We start from the raw sequence: 16333 nt of genomic DNA on the forward strand, positions 1-16333 counted from the left end.
TAACCACCCAGGACGAAATGAGCATGACAGCACGTACCGTATCGCAACTGTTCGACCTGAAGGGCAAGACCGCACTCGTTACCGGAGGCTCGCGCGGACTCGGGCTGCAAATCGCCGAAGCGCTCGGCGAGCAGGGCGCGCGGGTGATGCTTTCGGCCCGCAAGACCGGCGAGCTGGAGGAAGCCGTCGCCCTCCTGCGATCGCGCGGCATCGCGGCCGACTGGATCGCCGCCGATGCCGCGCGCGAAGAAGACATTGCGCGCCTCGCGGACGAAACACTCGTGCAATTCTCGCGTGTCGATATTCTCGTGAACAACGCCGGGGCCGCGTGGGGCGCGCCGGCGGAAGACTTTCCGGTCGAAGCATGGGACAAGGTGATGAACCTGAACATCCGGGGCATCTTTCTGCTGACGCAGCGCATCGGCAAACTGTCGATGATTCCGCGCCGCAGCGGCCGCGTCATCAACGTGGCGTCGATCTACGGACTCGCGGGCAATGCGCCGGGCACGATGGAGACCATCGCCTATAACACGTCGAAGGGCGCGCTCGTGAACTTCACTCGCACGCTCGCTGCGGAATGGGGCGAGCACGGCATCACGGTGAACGCGCTCGCGCCCGGCTTCTTTCCGACGAAGATGACGCAGGGCTCGCTCGATAACTGGGGCGCCGATCGCATGTGCGCGCGCGTGCCCCTGCATCGCCTCGGCGACGATGAAGATCTGAAGGGCGCCGCGCTGCTGTTTGCGAGCGACGCGGGCAAGCACATCACGGCGCAGATTCTCGCGGTGGACGGGGGCGTGAGCGCGGTGCTGTGAGATGGGCGTTGGAGCATTAAATCAATCAAGTGCACGGGAAGTCATGCAAACATCGGTTCGTCGCCACATGATCAGACACGCTTTGACGCGCGTGCTGCTCGGATGCGTCACCGTTTCGACGCTGTTGAGCGGCTGTTCTTCGACCGTCGGCGCCGCGGATAGCGACGCGCAGTCCCCCGTCGCGCGGTATGACGCGCTTGCTGACCTGCCGTTCCCGGAGGGCTATCCGACTAAAGGCGCGGCATCGGCGCTCAAGGACGAACTGCTGTTCCAGCGCGCGACGCAGGTTTATTTGTGGGCGCTGCCGGTGGTAAATCTGTACGCGATGAAGGAAAGCTCGGAACGCGCGTTCGGTGCGGGATACGACGTGTTTCCCGTGTGGAAGAAGCGCCTCGATGCACGCACGCGCGTCGCTACGCCGAACTCGGACGTCATCTATGCGATGGGCTACATCGACCTCGGACGAGACGGTCCGATGGTGGTCGAAATTCCACCGAAGCAACAAGGCATCCTGAACGATTTCTGGCAGCGTCCGATCGAAGGCCCGGACATCGACGGAAAACAGTATGCGGGCGACGTCGGCTTTGCAGGCCCGGACCGTGGCAAGGGCGGCAAGTTTCTCGTGCTGCCGCCGGGCTACCGGGGCGCGGCGCCGGAGGGATACTTCGTCTACCGCAGCCGCACCAACAACGTGCTGGCGTTCTGGCGCGCCTTCTTCGCGGACCCGGAGAATCTCGCGCCGTCGGTCGGACTGATCGAACAGACGCGAATCTATCCGCTCGGCAAGCCCGGCGCGTCCATGCGTTTTCCGGATGCATCGGGCAAGCCGGTCGACATGCTCTTCCCGTCCGATGGCAGCTTCTTCGACATGCTGGCGCGCTTCGTCGACAGCGAACCGCTCGACACCGCCGATTCCGACTGGCGCGGGATGATGGCGGCAATCGGCATCGTCAAGGGACAGCCGTTCAAGCCGGACGCGCATACACGCGCGATCCTCGACGCCGCCGCGCGCACCGCATTCAAGATGAGCCGGTCGATGATGTACGAGGAACTCGCGAAGCGGCCCGGCGGGCTGATCTACAGTGACCGGCAATATGTGACGCCGACACGGAATTTCGTCACCGACCGGGAGTGGACGGACAAGGCCGGGCGCTTTCTCGATCTCGATGCACGCACCGCCGCGTACAGCATCGTTTATGGCACGAGCCCGGCGATGGGATCGAGCGTGCCGGGTCAGGGCGCGCCGTTCCTGACCGCGTTCAAGAGCGGGGACGGACGTTTCCTGAGCGGGGAAAGAAACTATCGATTGCATTTGCCCCCGAACGTCCCGGCCGCAATATTCTGGTCGGTCACGCTGTACGACACGGAAACCGCCTCCGGTCCCGACAATGGACAGCCGCTGCCGTCCATCGGATCGCGTGACAAGCCGGTGAGCAACGCGGACGGATCGGTCGACCTGTACTTCGGACCGGACGCGCCGCCGGGCAAGGAGCGCAACTGGCGTCACACCGTTCCTGGTAAGGGCTTCTTCGCGATGTTGCGGCTGTACGGGCCGACGCAGGCGTATTTCGACCAGAGCTGGAAGCCGGGCGACATCGAAAGGGTCAACTAATACCGCCCGGCCAACGCCCACGCGGAACAAGAAACGAGAACCACCATGATGCATCGAACCCCAAAGTTACGCACCCTCACGCTGTCCGTTGGATCTGCCGCGTTGTTCGCCCTATACCTGCCCGTGGCAAGCGCCGATGCGACCGAGGCCGCTCCGCTGCATGCCGCCTCGCAGCCGCCCGGTCCCGACACCACGGTGCACATCACGGAGAGCTACGCGCGGCTCGTTGCGCGCGACGCCTGGTTCTGGGCCTGGCCGATGGTCAACATCTACAACCGCCGCCTTGCATTCGAGCGCGCTCCTGAGCCCGGTTTGTTCGGCGGCGTCGTTCCGCTCGCGCCAGTCAACCGGCTCTCGATGCTGAGCGATTACATCGAGCCGGGGCAACGCTGGGTGGCTTGCCCGAACCAGGACACGGTCTATGGTGCGAGCATCCTCGCGCTCGATGTGAGCCCCGCCGTCGTGCAGGTGCCCGACTTCGGCAAGCGCTTGGGGGTGTATCAGTTCGCCGATATCCGCACGGATAATTTCGCGCGTCTGGGCACGATGTACGGCACCAAGCCCGGCTTCTATCTGGTCGTCGGGCCGAAGTGGAACGGAACGGTGCCCAAGGACATCGCCGGGGTGTTCCGCGCGACTTCGTCGACCGCGTTCGTCGTGCCGCGCATCTTCCAGGAAGACACGCCGGAAGACAGAGCGGCGATTCAGACGCTCATCCGCGATGTCGATGTCTATCCGCTTGCCGAGTACGACGGCAAGATGAAGCGCCACGACTGGCGCACGCTGCCCATGTTTCCGCGCCCGGCCAATGCGGGCGCGGGCGAGGCGCGCTGGGTGCGCCCGGAGCAGTTCTTCGACCAGTTGCCGGCGGTGCTCACCGACGCCCCGCCGCTGCCGGGCGAAGAAGCGCGCTATGCCCAGGTGCTGGCTGTCATTGCGGCGGCGCGCAGGGAACCGGCGCTCAAGCAGGCGATGATCGACGAGGCGCAGAAAGCGGACAAGGAAGTGGTTGATCCGCTGCTGCAGTTCCGCAACTGGGGCGTGCCGCTGCCAAACTACTGGCGAACGGTCGACAACGGCGCGCGCTTCGGCACCGACTATTTCATGCGTACCGCCGTCGCGCGATCGAACATTCTGGTCAATGCGCCGAACGAAACGCGCTACTACTATCAGGACCTGGATGCTTCCGGTGCGCGGCTGGATGGCGCCGGGGCGTACACCGTCACGTTCGCCAAAGGGCAACTACCGCCGACCCGTGGCTTCTGGTCGCTGACGGTCTACGACGAGCATCACTTCTTCGTGCCGAGTGCGCTGAATCGCTATTCGCTCGGCACGCGAAACAAGTCGATGCAGTACGGCAGCGACGGTTCGCTCACGCTCTATCTGCAGCCGGACTCTCCGGGCGCGGACAAGGAATCGAACTGGCTGCCGGTGCCGAAGGGTGCACCGTTCTCGCTGATGTTGCGCAATTATTGGCCTGATGCCGGGGAAACTGCCGGCGCGTGGACACCGCCGGCGATCGTCAAGGCGCAATAAGCCTTCACCGTCGACGCCTACTCGATAAGCTCTTGCTTCCGAGCCCAGACCATCGCGTCATAACGGCTCGATACACCGAGCTTGGCGAAGATATTGCGCAGGTTCCACTTCACCGTCTCCAGCGTGATGTTGAGTGCCAGCGCAATGCGCTTGTTCGACATCGCCTGCGCGACCAGACCGAGTATCTCGACTTCGCGCGGCGTCAGCATCGGTTGCAGCTTGGAAGCGGACACGCGGCGCGTACTCGAAGCGGGGCCTTCGGCGACGACGGATTCCGGAAACTTCTCGATCAGCTCCGCCGCGTACCTCAGCGCAGGGCCACCCAGTCTTTTTTCTCGCATCATGCGTGCGATCAGCTTGCCAGCGGGCGCGCCTTCGTCGACAAACGTCCGCACGAGCCCCAGCCGCTGCCCGGCTTCGATGGCGCGCACCAGGCAGACGATGGCGTCGTCGGTGCGCTTTAGATCGGTATAGACGACGGCGGAGAGCAGGTCGGTTTGCGCCGTGAGCCTGCCCCGGCCGAACGCATCGGCGTGGCTGCGTGCGGCCTGCAGCGCGCGCAAGGCTTCTTCGGGCGATTCATCGTGCAACACGCGGGCACGGGCCAGCGCGGCGAGCGCCGGAATCTCGCCCATGACGCCCTGTCGTGCGGGTTGACTCAGCGCGAGATTGTCCAGCGAATCCAGCGCCTCCTGAGCGCGCGCGCGGTCGCGCTTGAGCAGCAGCATCTTCACCTGTTCCGCCAGCAAGTGCGCGACGGCGCGCATCTGACGCATGCTGCGCAGATGCGCGATTTGCCGCTGCAGAAACGCCAGCGCCACGTCGGGGCTTTCCTGCAGCAGGTCGAGCCGCACGCGGCACAGCGAAGCACGGATGAGCATGTCCGGCCCGGAGGATTGCAACAGGCCCCGGCGATTGGCGATCGTCTCGCGCGCATCGTCGATGCGGTCTAGCTCGTAATAGGCATCGGCCAATACGCTTGCGCAGATGTTCGCGCTGATCGAATGCCGTCCCACTGCGTGCACGGATCGCGTCAGCGGCGCCGCACCGAAATGCTCCGTCTCTAGCGCGTTGCCTTCGATCAGCATGCCGGAGACGAGCGTCGCTTGCGCGACGAGCGCCATGTCGTTGTTCTCGTCAGCGGGCGGAATCGGCTGGGTCTCGAAGAGGCGGCGGGCATCGGCGTAGCGGCCGGCGGCGTTGTAGGCCGCGCATAGCTCCGAGACGAGCATGTATTGCAGGAACGGATTTTCGAGCGGCGCATCGCGATGCGGCTCGAGCAGTTCGATCATGCGCTGCGTATCGTCGTGCTGGAACGCGATCGCCGCGTGAATGATCGGCAGGCTGCGCGCGATTTCCGGGTGCGCCGTGAGATCGCTCGCTTCCAGTTGAGCCAGCCACGCGCTCGCCTTGGCCGGCCGCGTGGTCATCGCAACGGCGAGGCACGCGAAGAACAACAGCCGTGGATGCCGCAGCAAGGTCTCTTCGGGCAATTGCTCGAGCAGATGCAGCATCGGGCTCAGATATTCGAGGCTCCACGTGGCGGGCGCGGCGCGCTCGATTACGGACGCCGCGAATTCGACGTCCTCGGCGGCGCTCGCATGGCGCACCGCTTCGGCAAGAAAGCCATGTTCGGCGAAGCGCTGGCTCGCACGCCGGTGCAGTTCGCGCACGGCCCCGGGTTCGCGTCGCGCGAGCCGCGTCGCGAGAAATTCGCCGAATAGCGGATGAAAGCGGAACCAGCTCAGCCGGTCGTCGAGATCGACGCGGATCAGCAGCAGGTTTTCGTCCTCCATGCGCCGGAGCAGCTCGTCCGCATTCGGATCGCCCGTGACGAAGCGCGCCAGCGAAGCGTTGAAGCGCCGGAAGATCGACAAGGCCTCGGCAAACTCGGCCAGTCCCGCCGGCAGATGCGCCATGACCTCTTCGCTCAGATAGGTCTGCAAATCGCTGGAGCGCCACACGAGATCGTCGAGCACGGCGCGCGTTTGCGGACGGTTCTTCAGCATGATGACGATCAACTGAATGCACGACGGCCATCCGCCCGTCAGTTCGTGAATCAGCGCGAGCTCGTCGGCGTTGACCTTGCCGGGGCCGAGGTTCTCATCGACGAATGCGCGGGTTTCCGCCAGATCGAACGGCAGGCCGGCGCTATCCACTTCGACGATCTGGTCCATCATCCGCAGCCGGCTCAGGCCGAGCGGCGGCGCGGTGCGCGACGCGATCACGAAATGCAGGTTGCCGGGGCCATGATCCAGCAGCTTCTGCAGAAACTTGTGCGCGAGCGGAGCTTCGACGTAGTGGTAATCGTCGATGAAGAGATACAGGTCCTTCGGCAGATCGACCGCTGCTTCGACAATCGCGGCGATCGACGTATCCATCGCGACCGCGCTCGCGCCCTCCGGCGGCAGGTCCATCTCGACGGGAAGGCCGCTGCGCTGCATCGCCGAAAAGAGCGCGGTGCAGAAATCGACATAGCCCTTGTCGTCGGACGTGAGCGAAAGCCAGCCGACCTCGGCCCCTGCTTTCAGGCAAGCCTGCCGCCATTGCGCGAGCAAGGTGGTCTTGCCATAGCCCGCGCTGCCTGTCACGAGCGCAAGACGGCAATGCTGCATGCGTTGCAGTTGCGCAAGCAACTCCGCACGCGTGACGTGCCTGGCGCCGATACGCGGCGGCGAAAACCGGGTGGAAACGAGCTGTCTCGTGAAAGGCGTGGTCAAAGCGTCATCCAGTCATGCGAAGCGGCGGGCGAACCGCTCCGTCAGCAATCCTTATCCAGAACCTTGTCTTATCCGGACGCTTAGTTGCCCCCCCCTCACAACGAGGGGTGATTAATGAGGTCGGGGAACCTAACTTATCACAACCGCAACGTCATCAAGAACGTCTGACACCACTCGGAGGGGACATGAGTTTTTCGCAAGCATTGATCGGCTCGGTAGGCTGGCTGACGATGGACCGTCCGGCCGCCATGAACAGTCTGAACCGCGAAATGGCCGCGGGCCTGACCGCGCAACTGAAGGCCTGGCGCAATGACGACGCGGTGCGCGTCGTCGTGCTGACCGGCAATGGCCGCGCGTTCTGTGCGGGCGCCGATCTTATCGAAGCTGCGGAGCCGCCGCATCCGGACAAACGCGAATTCCTCGAATTGATCGTCGAATTTTTCGATACCTTGCGCGCCTTTCCGAAGCCGGTCATCGCTGCGGTCAACGGTCTTGCGCTGGCGGGCGGCCTCGAAGTCGTGATGGCCTGCGATGTCGTGCTGGCCGCCGAATCCGCGCGTCTCGGCGACGCGCATTCGAACTTCGGCGTGTTTCCCGGTGCAGGCGGCGCGGCCATCCTGCCGCGGAAGGTTCCGCCGAACGTCGCGCGTTATCTGCTTTTCACCGGCGATTCGATGACCGCCGCCGAGTTGAAGGGCTATGGCCTCGTCAACGAAGTCTTCGCCGATGGCGAACTCAAGCCGTGCGCACAGGCGCTCGCCGACAAGTTCGCGAAGAAGAGCCCGCTCGTCCTTGCCCGCATGAAACGCGTGGCGAGCGAAGCGCCCGACAAATCCGCCGCCGATGCGCTGCGTCACGAGTTGCTGGAACTGCGCGATCACCAGCGCTCCTACGACGTTCAGGAAGGGCTGCGGGCGTTCGCGGAGAAGCGCGAGCCGCAGTTCAGGGGTTGCTGAGAACAATCGGGAAATCACAGAGCGAACATGGAAAACATCTACATCGTCGGCGTCGGGATGACGCCGTTTGGCCGGCATCTGGACAAGTCGGTGAAGCAGTTGACCGCATGGGCCGTCGAGGACGCGCTGAAGGATTCGGGCTGCGATCGCAAGTGGATCGAGGCCGCGTACTTCGGCAACACGACGCAAGGTCACATGCAGGGTCAGCACATGATCCGCGGTCAGGTCTCGCTCATCCCGCTCGGGTTCGGCGGCATTCCGATTCATAACGTCGAGAGCGCGTGCGCGTCGGCGAGCAGCGCGTTCCATCTCGCGGTCACGCAGTTGCGCGCGGGCATGGCCGATGTCGTGCTGGCCGTCGGTGCTGAGAAGATGTACTCGCACGACAAGGCGCGCATGTTCTCCGTCTTCGATTCCGCGTGGGACGTCGAAACCGCCGAGGCGAACGCGGCACAGATGGTCGAACTGGGCCGGGGCGTGACCGTGCCCGAGGGCACCACGTCGACCAAGCCGTACAGCATCTTCATGGATGTCTACGCGGGCATCGGACGCCAGTTGATGGCGCGTCATGGCATCACGCAAAGGCAGTTCGCGGCGGTATCGGCGAAGAATCACGGGCATTCGGTCCATAACGAGCGCTCGCAATACCGCAAGGCGATGACGATCGAAGAAATTCTCGCGTCGCCGCCCATCACCTATCCGCTCACGTTGCCGATGTGCTCGCCCATCTCCGATGGCGCGGCCGCTGCGATCATCTGCACCGATTCCGCGCTGCGCCGCTACGGCTTCAACCGCAATCGCGCCGTGCGCGTGCTGGCGACCATCGTGCGTTCGGCATCGCAGCGTGCCGGCGACGATCTCGCGAATCACATCACCGTGCATGCGGCGAAGCTCGCGTATGAGGAAGCGGGCATCGGGCCGGAAAACATCAACGTCGCGGAACTGCACGATGCGTCGGCCATCGGCGAAATCGCGCTGTGCGAAAACCTCGGGCTGTGCAAGCCGGGCGAGAGCGGCGCGATGGCCGAGCGTGGCGAGAGCGCGCTGGGCGGCCGTCTGCCGATCAATCCTTCCGGCGGGCTGGAATCGAAGGGGCATCCCATTGGCGCGACGGGACTCGGGCAGATTTTCGAGCTCGTCGAGCAGTTGCGCGGCGCGTGCGGCCCGCGTCAGGTAGAAGGCGCACGCTTCGCCATCCAGGGCAACGGCGGCGGCCTGTGGGGGGTCGAAGAGAGCATCGACCATATCGGCATCTTCGGACGCGCATAACAGACAAACGAATCAGGGGACACACGACATGCCGTACCAATTGCCCACCGAAGACCAGAACCTCGCGGTCGAGAGCTTCCGCAAGTTTCTGCAAGCGGAAATCAAGCCGATCGCGAGGGAATACCGGGACCGCTTCATTCCGAAGGAAAGGATGCGCGAACTGACGCAGCGCATCGCGGAATTCGGGTTGCCGGGCTGCACGATTTCCGTCGATTACGGCGGGATGGGATGGTCCTTCACCACGCAAGGCATGCTCTTCGAAGAACTGGTCGCATGCTCGTGCGACATCGCGTTGTGCGTGATGCTGAACATGGGTCTCACGGCGATGCTCGTGAACGCGCGCCCGGAAGTGCGTGAGCGTTACATGCCGGACGCGCTCGCCGGCAAGATCTTCGGCTCGATCTGCATCAGCGAGCCGGACGTCGGTTCCAACGTGGCCGAGTTGAAGACGCGCGCGGTGCGTGACGGCGATCACTTCATCATCAGCGGCGAGAAAACGTGGATCACCAATGGCGTGTATTCGGACGTGCTGATCTGCACCGTGCGCAGCGAGAAAGGGCTGTCGCACATTCTGATTGACCGCAAGGAGCATGGCTACGAGTCGCGCAACATCGAGAAGATCGCGCTCGGCTCGCAATCGACCGCGCAGATTTTCATTACCGACGCCCGTGTGCCGGCAACGAACCTGATCGGCGAGGAAGGCGAGGGCTTGCGCAACACGATGAAGGTGTTCGAAAACGCGCGCGCGCACGTCGGCACGCTGTCGGTCGGGATCATGCGCGCGGCGCTCGAAGATTCCATCGCGTACTCGAAGGAGCGCAAGCAGTTCGGCAAGGTCATTGCAGCGCATCAGCTGATCGCCGCGAAGATCGCGAACATGGCGATCATGCTCGACGCCTCGCGGTTGATGTGCCAGCGCGTGTTCGGATTGATCGATGCGGGCGTGCGCTGTGACATGGAAGCGTCGATGGCCAAGGCGTTCGCCACCGAAGCGGCGGTCAAGGTATGTCGGGACGCGGTGCAACTGCATGGCGGCAATGGCATCACCAAGGAATTCAACGTCGAGCGCCTGCTGCGCGAGGCCATCATCATCCCGATTCCCGATGGCACGACCGAGATTCAGCAATTGATCATCGCGCGGGCGCTGACCGGCGTGGCCGCTTTCGTTTGAGCGGTCTGGCCGGTGTCCGCTCCGTCCCCGTTGACGCCGGCCTTCTTGCGGTTCTTCACGCAGCGCGGCGAAGAACCTTTTTTTCGAATCTCGCTCACGGCATGCGAGATTTCGGACCGTAGCCGAATCCTGGAGTGCGTATGAGCCCCGACGATTCGCTGATTTCGCCCGCGTCGGGCGTCGCGTTGCGCTATCCGTTCGACGCAGCGCCGCCATCGGGCGGGGCGCTCGAAGTTGCGCCCGGCGTCCTGTGGATGCGCCTGTCGTTGCCGGGCTCGCTGCTGCATGTCAACGTCTGGGCGATCGAAGACGGCGACGGCTGGGCGATCGTCGATACCGGCTTGTTCGCACCAGGCGCCGATGCGCAGTGGGAGGCGCTGCTCGCCGGACCGCTCGGCGGGCGCGCAGTGACGTGCGTGCTCGTCACGCATCTGCACGCGGACCATGTCGGCATGGCGGGATGGCTGACGCAACGCTTCGGCTGCGCGTTGTGGATGACGCGCGTCGAGTATCTGACGTGCCGGTCGAACGTGGCGAACGTTGGCCGCGAGGCGCCGCCGGACGGTGTCCGCTTCTATCGCGGGGCGGGATGGGACGAAGCCGCGATCGGCCGATACCGCGCCCAATATGGCCGCGCCGGGCGCATGGTGTATGCGTTGCCGGACAGCTTCCGGCGACTCGAGGACGGCGCGCGCTTGCGCATCGGAGAACACGAGTGGCAGGTGGTCGTCGGTCGCGGACATACGCCTGAGCACGCTTGCCTTTATTGTCCGGCGCTTCGCGTGCTGATCTCGGGCGATCAGGTCTTGCCGCGCATCTCGTCGAACGTGTCGGTGCATCCGATCGAGCCGCATGCCGATCCGCTCGGCGAATGGCTCGATTCGATCGGGAAACTAAACGCATCCCTGCCCGCCGACGTGCTCGTGCTGCCGGCGCACAACGAACCCTTCATCGGCTTGCATCAAAGGCTGGAGCGGCTAGCGCAGGGGGTGATGCGCGGGATCGGCCGGCTGCACGCGCGCCTATGTGAGCCGAGGCGCGCGGGTCGACCTCTTCGGTACGCTCTTCGCAAAGAGCGTCGACTCCAGCGACCTGATGCACTATACGCTCGCCACCGGCGAGGCGATTGCATTCCTCAACTTCCTCGTGGCGCGCAATGAAGCGCGCGTCCATTGCGATTCGCACGGGGTGTTGTGGTATGCGATTGCATGCGATGAACGCGCAGATGCGCCCGCAGGGGACCTGCCACTGCGTCGAAACTCGCATTGAAACAACTGGAGGAGAAGATATGACGCGCAAAGTCGTTGTCGCCGGAGTGGGGATGGTCCCGTTTAGAAAACCGGGCGCAAGCGAAACCTATGACCTGATGGGCGCGCAGGCGGCAAAGCTCGCACTGGCCGATGCAGGCGTCGCCTATCAGACGATCCAGCAGGCGTATGCATGCTTCGTCTACGGAGACTCCACGGCGGGCCAGCGCGCGCTCTACCACGTCGGCATGACGGGCCTGCCGATCATCAACGTGAACAACAACTGCTCGACCGGTTCGACGGGCCTCTTTCTCGCGCGTCAGGCCATCGAGGCGGGCGCGCTCGACATCGCGCTGGTGGTGGGCTTCGAGCAGATGAATCCCGGCGCGCTTGGCTCCTATTTCAACGATCGACCGTTACCGTCGGAACTGTTTCTGAGACAGTGCGACCGCCTGGGCGTGCCTTCGGATGTTCCGCCGGCGCTGCGTATCTTCGGCGGTGCGGGCGTGGAGCACATGAAGCGCTTCGGCACGCCGCTCGAGAGCTTCGCGAAGATCCGCGCGAAGGCGAGCCGCCACGCCGCGAACAATCCGCTCGCGGTGTTTCGCAAGGTCGTGTCGACGGAAGACGTGATGGCCGATCAGGTGATGTGGCCCGGCGTGATGACGCGCCTCATGGCATGTCCGCCGACCTGCGGCGCGGCGGCTGCGGTGCTGTGCAGCGAAGATTACGCGCGCCGGCATGGCCTCGATACGCGCGTGTGGATCGCGGCGCAGGCATTGACCACCGACGGCCCGGAATCGCTCGAAGGCGACGACCTGCGCGACGTCGCGGGCTTCGGCATGGCGAAGAATGCGGCGCGGCAAGTGTACGAAGCGGCGGGCATCGGCGCGGAAGACGTCGACGTGGTCGAGTTGCACGACTGCTTCGCGCACAACGAGCTGATCACCTACGAAGCGCTCGGTCTGTGCCCGGAAGGCGGCGCAGCGAAATTCATCGACGATGGCGACAACACCTATGGCGGCCGGTATGTGGTCAATCCATCGGGCGGGCTGTTGTCGAAGGGGCATCCGCTCGGCGCGACCGGCCTCGCGCAATGTACCGAGCTGGTTCAGCAGCTTCGCGGCAACGCTGCGCAACGGCAAGTCGAAGGCGCGCGGGTCGCGTTGCAGCACAACGTCGGCATTGGCGGCGCATGCGTGTTAACGATGTACCGCAACTGAGGGAGACGCCGATGGATTTTCAACACGATGCCGGACTCGACGCCTTTCGTGAGGAAGTGCGTGCGTTCGTGCGCGAGGATCTTCCGCCCGATCTCGCGAACAAGCCGGTCGGCAGCGTCCGCTCGATGCGCCCCGACCTCGCGCGCTGGCAGCAGATTCTGAATCGCAAGGGCTGGGGTGCGCCGTACTGGGCGAAAGCGGACGGCGGCACGGGCTGGAGCGTGCTGCAACGTCTTGTGTTCGACGAAGAATGCGTCGCGGCGGGCGCACCGACGCAGGACGGCTTCGCGCAGAAGCTGCTCGGCCCGGCGCTCAACGCGTTCGCTTCCGCCGAGCAGAAGGCCGAGCACGTGCCGCACATTCTCGACGGATCGCGCCTCTGGTGTCAGGGGTTTTCGGAGCCGGGTTCGGGCTCGGACCTGGCATCGTTGCGCACGCGCGCCGAGCGCGACGGCGACTTCTATGTGGTCAACGGCCAGAAGACGTGGACGAGCTACGCGCACGAATCGGACTGGATTTTCATGCTGGTCCGCACCGATGCCACCGTCAAGAAGCAGGCGGGCATCAGCTTTCTGCTTGTCGACATGAAGACGCCGGGCATCACCGTGCGGCCGATTCGCAGTATCGACGACTGTCATCACCTGAACGAAACCTTCTTCGACAACGTGCGCGTGCCGGTTGCGAACCGCATCGGCGCTGAAGGGGACGGCTGGACGATCACCAAGTTCCTGCTGAACAACGAGCACGCGAGCGCCGCCGACCTGCCGATTCTGCGTCGCGGCCTGTCCCGCGTGCGCACGCTCGCGGCGGCACAGCGCGCGGGCCGTGAACCGCTCATCGCGCAACCCGCGTTCGCGTTGCGCCTGGCGCGTCTCGACGCCGAAGTGAACGCCATCGCGATGATGGTCCAGCGCGTTGCAGCGATGGAATCCGATCACAGTCCGCTGGCGCACGCGATGGGTTCGATCCTCAAGGTGCGCGGCACCGAAGCGCAGCAGCGCATCACCGAATTGATGACGGAGGCGCTCGGCGATTACGCCGCTGTCGCCTATCCCGAGCCGCACGACGCCTGCCTCGGCGAACCGTTGCCGCAGCAGGACGTGGGACGCGGCATTGCCAACGACATGTTCTTCCGCCGCGCGTCGAGCATCTATGGCGGCACGAACGAGGTTCAGCGCGGAATCATCGCGAAGATGCTGTTCCAACTCTGAGCGAGGATCGATCATGGACTTCAATCTCAATGCCGAGCAGCAACTGCTGCAGGACAGCGTGCGGCGTTTCGTCGAACGCGAATACAGCTTCGAGGCGCGGACCACGCTCATCAGCGTGCATTCGACGTGCGATCCCGCGCACTGGCAAACCTTCGGGGACAACGGCTGGCTCGCCGCCGCGTTGCCCGAGTCGTGCGGCGGTCTCGGCGGCACGCTGATCGACACAGTGCTTATTGCACGCGAGTTTGGCCGCGCACTGGTGCTCGAACCGTATCTCGGCTGCGCGGTGCTGGCCGCGCAAACCTTGCTGGCGGCGGGCACTGAATCGCAGAAGATGTCATGGCTGCCGCAACTCGCCGATGGATCGCTGCGCATGGCGCTCGCATACGGCGAGGCGCAATCGCGAGGCTTGCCCGAGCCGGTGGAAGTACGGGCGCGGCCTGTATCGAATGGCTATGCGATCAGCGGCACGAAGACGCTCGTGCTGGGCGGCGCGGATGCCGACGGCTTCATCGTCTCCGCGCGCACGCCGGACGCCGACGGCATCACGCTGTTCCTCGTTCACGCCGATACGCCCGGCCTCTCGCGCCGCGTGCTTCCTCTGCACGATGGCACCTTCGCCGCCGAACTGAGCTTCGACAACGTGGCCGTCACGCGTGATGCGGTGCTCGGTCAACCGGGCGCGGGACTCGCGGCCATTCGGCACGGTCTCGCACATGCGACCGCCGCGCTGTGTGCGGAACTCGTCGGCGGGATGGAGAAGGCCATCGAACTCACCGCCGACTACCTGAAGCTGCGCAAGCAGTTCGGCGTGCCGATCGGCAGCTTTCAGGCATTGCAGCACCGTATCGCGGACATGGCGGCGGACCTGGAGATCGCGCGGTCGATGCTCTATGCGCTCGTCGCGTCGATTCAAAACGACACCGAGCCTGCGCGACTACTTGCGGTGTCGCAGGCGAAGTCGGTCATCGGCCGGGCTGCGCGGGCGGTTTGCGCTCAGGCCATTCAGTTGCACGGCGGCATCGGCATGACTGAAGAGTACGTCGTCGGCCATTACTACAAGCGCGCGGTCGTCGCGGACGTGCTGTTCGGCACCAGCGACCAGCACGACTCGCTATGCGCCGCTCAACTGCAAAAAGAACTGCTTCAGGAGGACAAACACGCATGAAGAGCTTTGACAAGATCGTCGATGTGCAACCGCTCGCCGGTGAATCGATCGGGACGAGCGAATGGCTTCTGGTCGATCAGCAGCGCGTCAATCAGTTCGCGGAGGCGACCGGCGACCATCAATGGATTCACGTGGACGTCGAACGCGCGAAAGAAGGGCCGTTCGGCGGCACCATCGCGCATGGCTTTCTGACGCTGAGCTTGTTGCCCGCCTTCATGGCGACGGCGTTCCGGATCAGTGAAACGCGAAGCGGCATCAACTACGGGCTCGACAAGGTGCGCTTCATCGCGCCGGTTCCGGTCGGCACCCGGCTGCGCGCGCATCTCAAACTGATGGAGTGGACGGCGGTCGATCGCGGGGGCGCGCAGCTCAAGATCGAAATGACGGTCGAATGCGAAGGCCAGAACAAGCCGGCGTGCGTCGCGGAAACCATCGTGCGGCTCTTTCCCTGAATGATTTTCCAACCACAACGTGACATTCGGACACTAAAACAGGAGACAGCATGAGCATTCGTTTCGACGGGAAAGTCGCCATCGTGACCGGCGCGGGCGCGGGCCTCGGTCGCGCGCACGCGCTGGCGTTCGCGGAGCGCGGCGCGAAGGTGGTCGTGAATGATTTCGGCGGCGCGCGCGACGGCACCGGCGGTTCGTCCGATGCCGCGCTCGCGGTCGTCGACGAGATTCGCAAGGCGGGCGGCACCGCGATTGCGGACGGCGCGAACGTCGCCGACTACGATCAGGTGCGCGCGATGGTCGAGCGCGCCGCGGCCGAGTTCGGGCGCGTCGATATCCTCGTGAACAACGCCGGCATTCTGCGCGACAAGAGCTTCGCGAAGCTCGAAATGGGTGATATCAAGGCCGTGCTGGACGTCCACTTGATGGGCGCGATCAACTGCTCGAAAGCGGTCTGGGAACTGATGCGCGAGCAGGGATACGGACGCATCGTGATGACGACGTCTTCGTCGGGCATGTATGGCAACTTCGGTCAGGCGAACTACGGCGCGGCGAAGATGGGCGTGATCGGCCTGATGAACGCACTGACGACGGAAGGCCGCAAGAGCAATATCAAGGTCAACACGATCGCGCCGGTCGCGGCCACGCGCATGACCGCCGATATCCTCCCCGAAGCCATGCTGCAACGCATCCAGCCGGAGCGCGTGACGCCGGCCGTGCTCTTCCTCGCCAGCGACGATGCGCCCTCGAAGACGATCATCGCGGTGGGCGGCGGCGCGTTCGCAGCGGCGACGGTGGTCGAGACGGCGCCAGTGTTGCTCGCGGATCAGGACGTGACGCCCGAGGGTGTCGCCGCGCATTTCGGCGAGATCGCGAACTGGAGTTCGGCGCGTCCTTATGATGAATCGGGGCATCAGGTGCAGGCATTTTTGAAGCTCGTTTGCGGGCAGTAG

The 16333-nt window shown here is 64.4% G+C and carries 13 protein-coding genes; 12 read left to right on the plus strand and 1 reads right to left on the minus strand.

Annotation, left to right across the window (positions count from 1 at the left end):
• Positions 1 to 23 precede the first annotated feature (23 nt).
• The 3 genes from BG57_RS03915 to BG57_RS03925 all read left to right on the plus strand — a co-directional run bounded on the left by BG57_RS03915 (position 24) and on the right by BG57_RS03925 (position 3963).
• On the plus strand, positions 24 to 815 hold the full coding sequence (locus BG57_RS03915) for an SDR family oxidoreductase (protein WP_035960470.1): 792 nt from the start codon (positions 24 to 26) through the stop codon (positions 813 to 815).
• A 67-nt stretch (positions 816 to 882) separates the two neighbouring features.
• Complete coding sequence (locus BG57_RS03920; protein WP_081850830.1) at positions 883 to 2427, plus strand: DUF1254 domain-containing protein; 1545 nt, start codon at positions 883 to 885, stop codon at positions 2425 to 2427.
• 102 nt (positions 2428 to 2529) lie between these two features.
• Positions 2530 to 3963, plus strand: coding sequence for a DUF1254 domain-containing protein (locus BG57_RS03925; RefSeq protein WP_229753953.1), 1434 nt, complete (start codon positions 2530 to 2532; stop codon positions 3961 to 3963).
• 17 nt (positions 3964 to 3980) lie between these two features.
• Here the strand turns inward: BG57_RS03925 and BG57_RS03930 are convergent, their stop codons facing one another.
• Complete coding sequence (locus BG57_RS03930; RefSeq protein WP_035960293.1) at positions 3981 to 6683, minus strand: winged helix-turn-helix domain-containing protein; 2703 nt, start codon at positions 6681 to 6683, stop codon at positions 3981 to 3983.
• 185 nt (positions 6684 to 6868) lie between these two features.
• Between BG57_RS03930 and BG57_RS03935 the strand changes: the two genes are divergently transcribed.
• From BG57_RS03935 to BG57_RS03975, 9 genes are all read left to right on the plus strand, one after another.
• On the plus strand, positions 6869 to 7639 hold the full coding sequence (locus tag BG57_RS03935; RefSeq protein ID WP_035960296.1) for an enoyl-CoA hydratase/isomerase family protein: 771 nt from the start codon (positions 6869 to 6871) through the stop codon (positions 7637 to 7639).
• 27 nt (positions 7640 to 7666) lie between these two features.
• On the plus strand, positions 7667 to 8908 hold the full coding sequence (locus BG57_RS03940; RefSeq protein ID WP_035960298.1) for a thiolase family protein: 1242 nt from the start codon (positions 7667 to 7669) through the stop codon (positions 8906 to 8908).
• Between the two features lie 28 nt (positions 8909 to 8936).
• The gene (locus BG57_RS03945; protein WP_035960300.1) at positions 8937 to 10079 is read left to right on the plus strand and encodes an acyl-CoA dehydrogenase family protein; all 1143 of its coding nucleotides are present in this window, start codon (positions 8937 to 8939) and stop codon (positions 10077 to 10079) included.
• A gap of 140 nt (positions 10080 to 10219) precedes the next feature.
• A complete protein-coding gene (locus tag BG57_RS03950; RefSeq protein WP_308743643.1) occupies positions 10220 to 11239 on the plus strand; it encodes an MBL fold metallo-hydrolase in 1020 nt (339 codons plus the stop codon).
• A 128-nt stretch (positions 11240 to 11367) separates the two neighbouring features.
• Positions 11368 to 12549, plus strand: a complete 1182-nt coding sequence (locus BG57_RS03955) for a lipid-transfer protein (RefSeq protein ID WP_035960302.1) — start codon at positions 11368 to 11370, stop codon at positions 12547 to 12549.
• Positions 12550 to 12560: 11 nt separating this feature from the next.
• Positions 12561 to 13760: an acyl-CoA dehydrogenase family protein gene (locus BG57_RS03960; RefSeq protein ID WP_035960304.1), complete on the plus strand. Its 1200-nt coding sequence runs from the start codon at positions 12561 to 12563 to the stop codon at positions 13758 to 13760.
• A gap of 13 nt (positions 13761 to 13773) precedes the next feature.
• The gene (locus tag BG57_RS03965) at positions 13774 to 14928 is read left to right on the plus strand and encodes an acyl-CoA dehydrogenase family protein (protein WP_035960307.1); all 1155 of its coding nucleotides are present in this window, start codon (positions 13774 to 13776) and stop codon (positions 14926 to 14928) included.
• The gene (locus BG57_RS03970; protein WP_035960308.1) at positions 14925 to 15380 is read left to right on the plus strand and encodes a MaoC family dehydratase; all 456 of its coding nucleotides are present in this window, start codon (positions 14925 to 14927) and stop codon (positions 15378 to 15380) included. The genes BG57_RS03965 and BG57_RS03970 overlap by 4 nt, the downstream gene beginning before the upstream one ends.
• A 50-nt stretch (positions 15381 to 15430) precedes the next feature.
• On the plus strand, positions 15431 to 16333 hold the full coding sequence (locus BG57_RS03975) for an SDR family NAD(P)-dependent oxidoreductase (protein WP_035960309.1): 903 nt from the start codon (positions 15431 to 15433) through the stop codon (positions 16331 to 16333).

Source organism: Caballeronia grimmiae (assembly GCF_000698555.1).
In the GTDB taxonomy this organism is placed as follows: Bacteria; Pseudomonadota; Gammaproteobacteria; order Burkholderiales; family Burkholderiaceae; genus Caballeronia; species Caballeronia grimmiae.

What these genes read in the sequence shown, in the direction of transcription:
- BG57_RS03915 (WP_035960470.1), top strand. Translation starts at nt 24, where the DNA reads ATGACAGCACGTACCGTATCGCAACTGTTCGACCTGAAGGGCAAGACC.
- BG57_RS03920 (WP_081850830.1), top strand. Translation starts at nt 883, where the DNA reads ATGATCAGACACGCTTTGACGCGCGTGCTGCTCGGATGCGTCACCGTT.
- BG57_RS03935 (WP_035960296.1), top strand. Translation starts at nt 6,869, where the DNA reads ATGAGTTTTTCGCAAGCATTGATCGGCTCGGTAGGCTGGCTGACGATG.
- BG57_RS03940 (WP_035960298.1), top strand. Translation starts at nt 7,667, where the DNA reads ATGGAAAACATCTACATCGTCGGCGTCGGGATGACGCCGTTTGGCCGG.
- BG57_RS03945 (WP_035960300.1), top strand. Translation starts at nt 8,937, where the DNA reads ATGCCGTACCAATTGCCCACCGAAGACCAGAACCTCGCGGTCGAGAGC.
- BG57_RS03950 (WP_308743643.1), top strand. Translation starts at nt 10,220, where the DNA reads ATGAGCCCCGACGATTCGCTGATTTCGCCCGCGTCGGGCGTCGCGTTG.
- BG57_RS03955 (WP_035960302.1), top strand. Translation starts at nt 11,368, where the DNA reads ATGACGCGCAAAGTCGTTGTCGCCGGAGTGGGGATGGTCCCGTTTAGA.
- BG57_RS03960 (WP_035960304.1), top strand. Translation starts at nt 12,561, where the DNA reads ATGGATTTTCAACACGATGCCGGACTCGACGCCTTTCGTGAGGAAGTG.
- BG57_RS03965 (WP_035960307.1), top strand. Translation starts at nt 13,774, where the DNA reads ATGGACTTCAATCTCAATGCCGAGCAGCAACTGCTGCAGGACAGCGTG.
- BG57_RS03970 (WP_035960308.1), top strand. Translation starts at nt 14,925, where the DNA reads ATGAAGAGCTTTGACAAGATCGTCGATGTGCAACCGCTCGCCGGTGAA.
- BG57_RS03975 (WP_035960309.1), top strand. Translation starts at nt 15,431, where the DNA reads ATGAGCATTCGTTTCGACGGGAAAGTCGCCATCGTGACCGGCGCGGGC.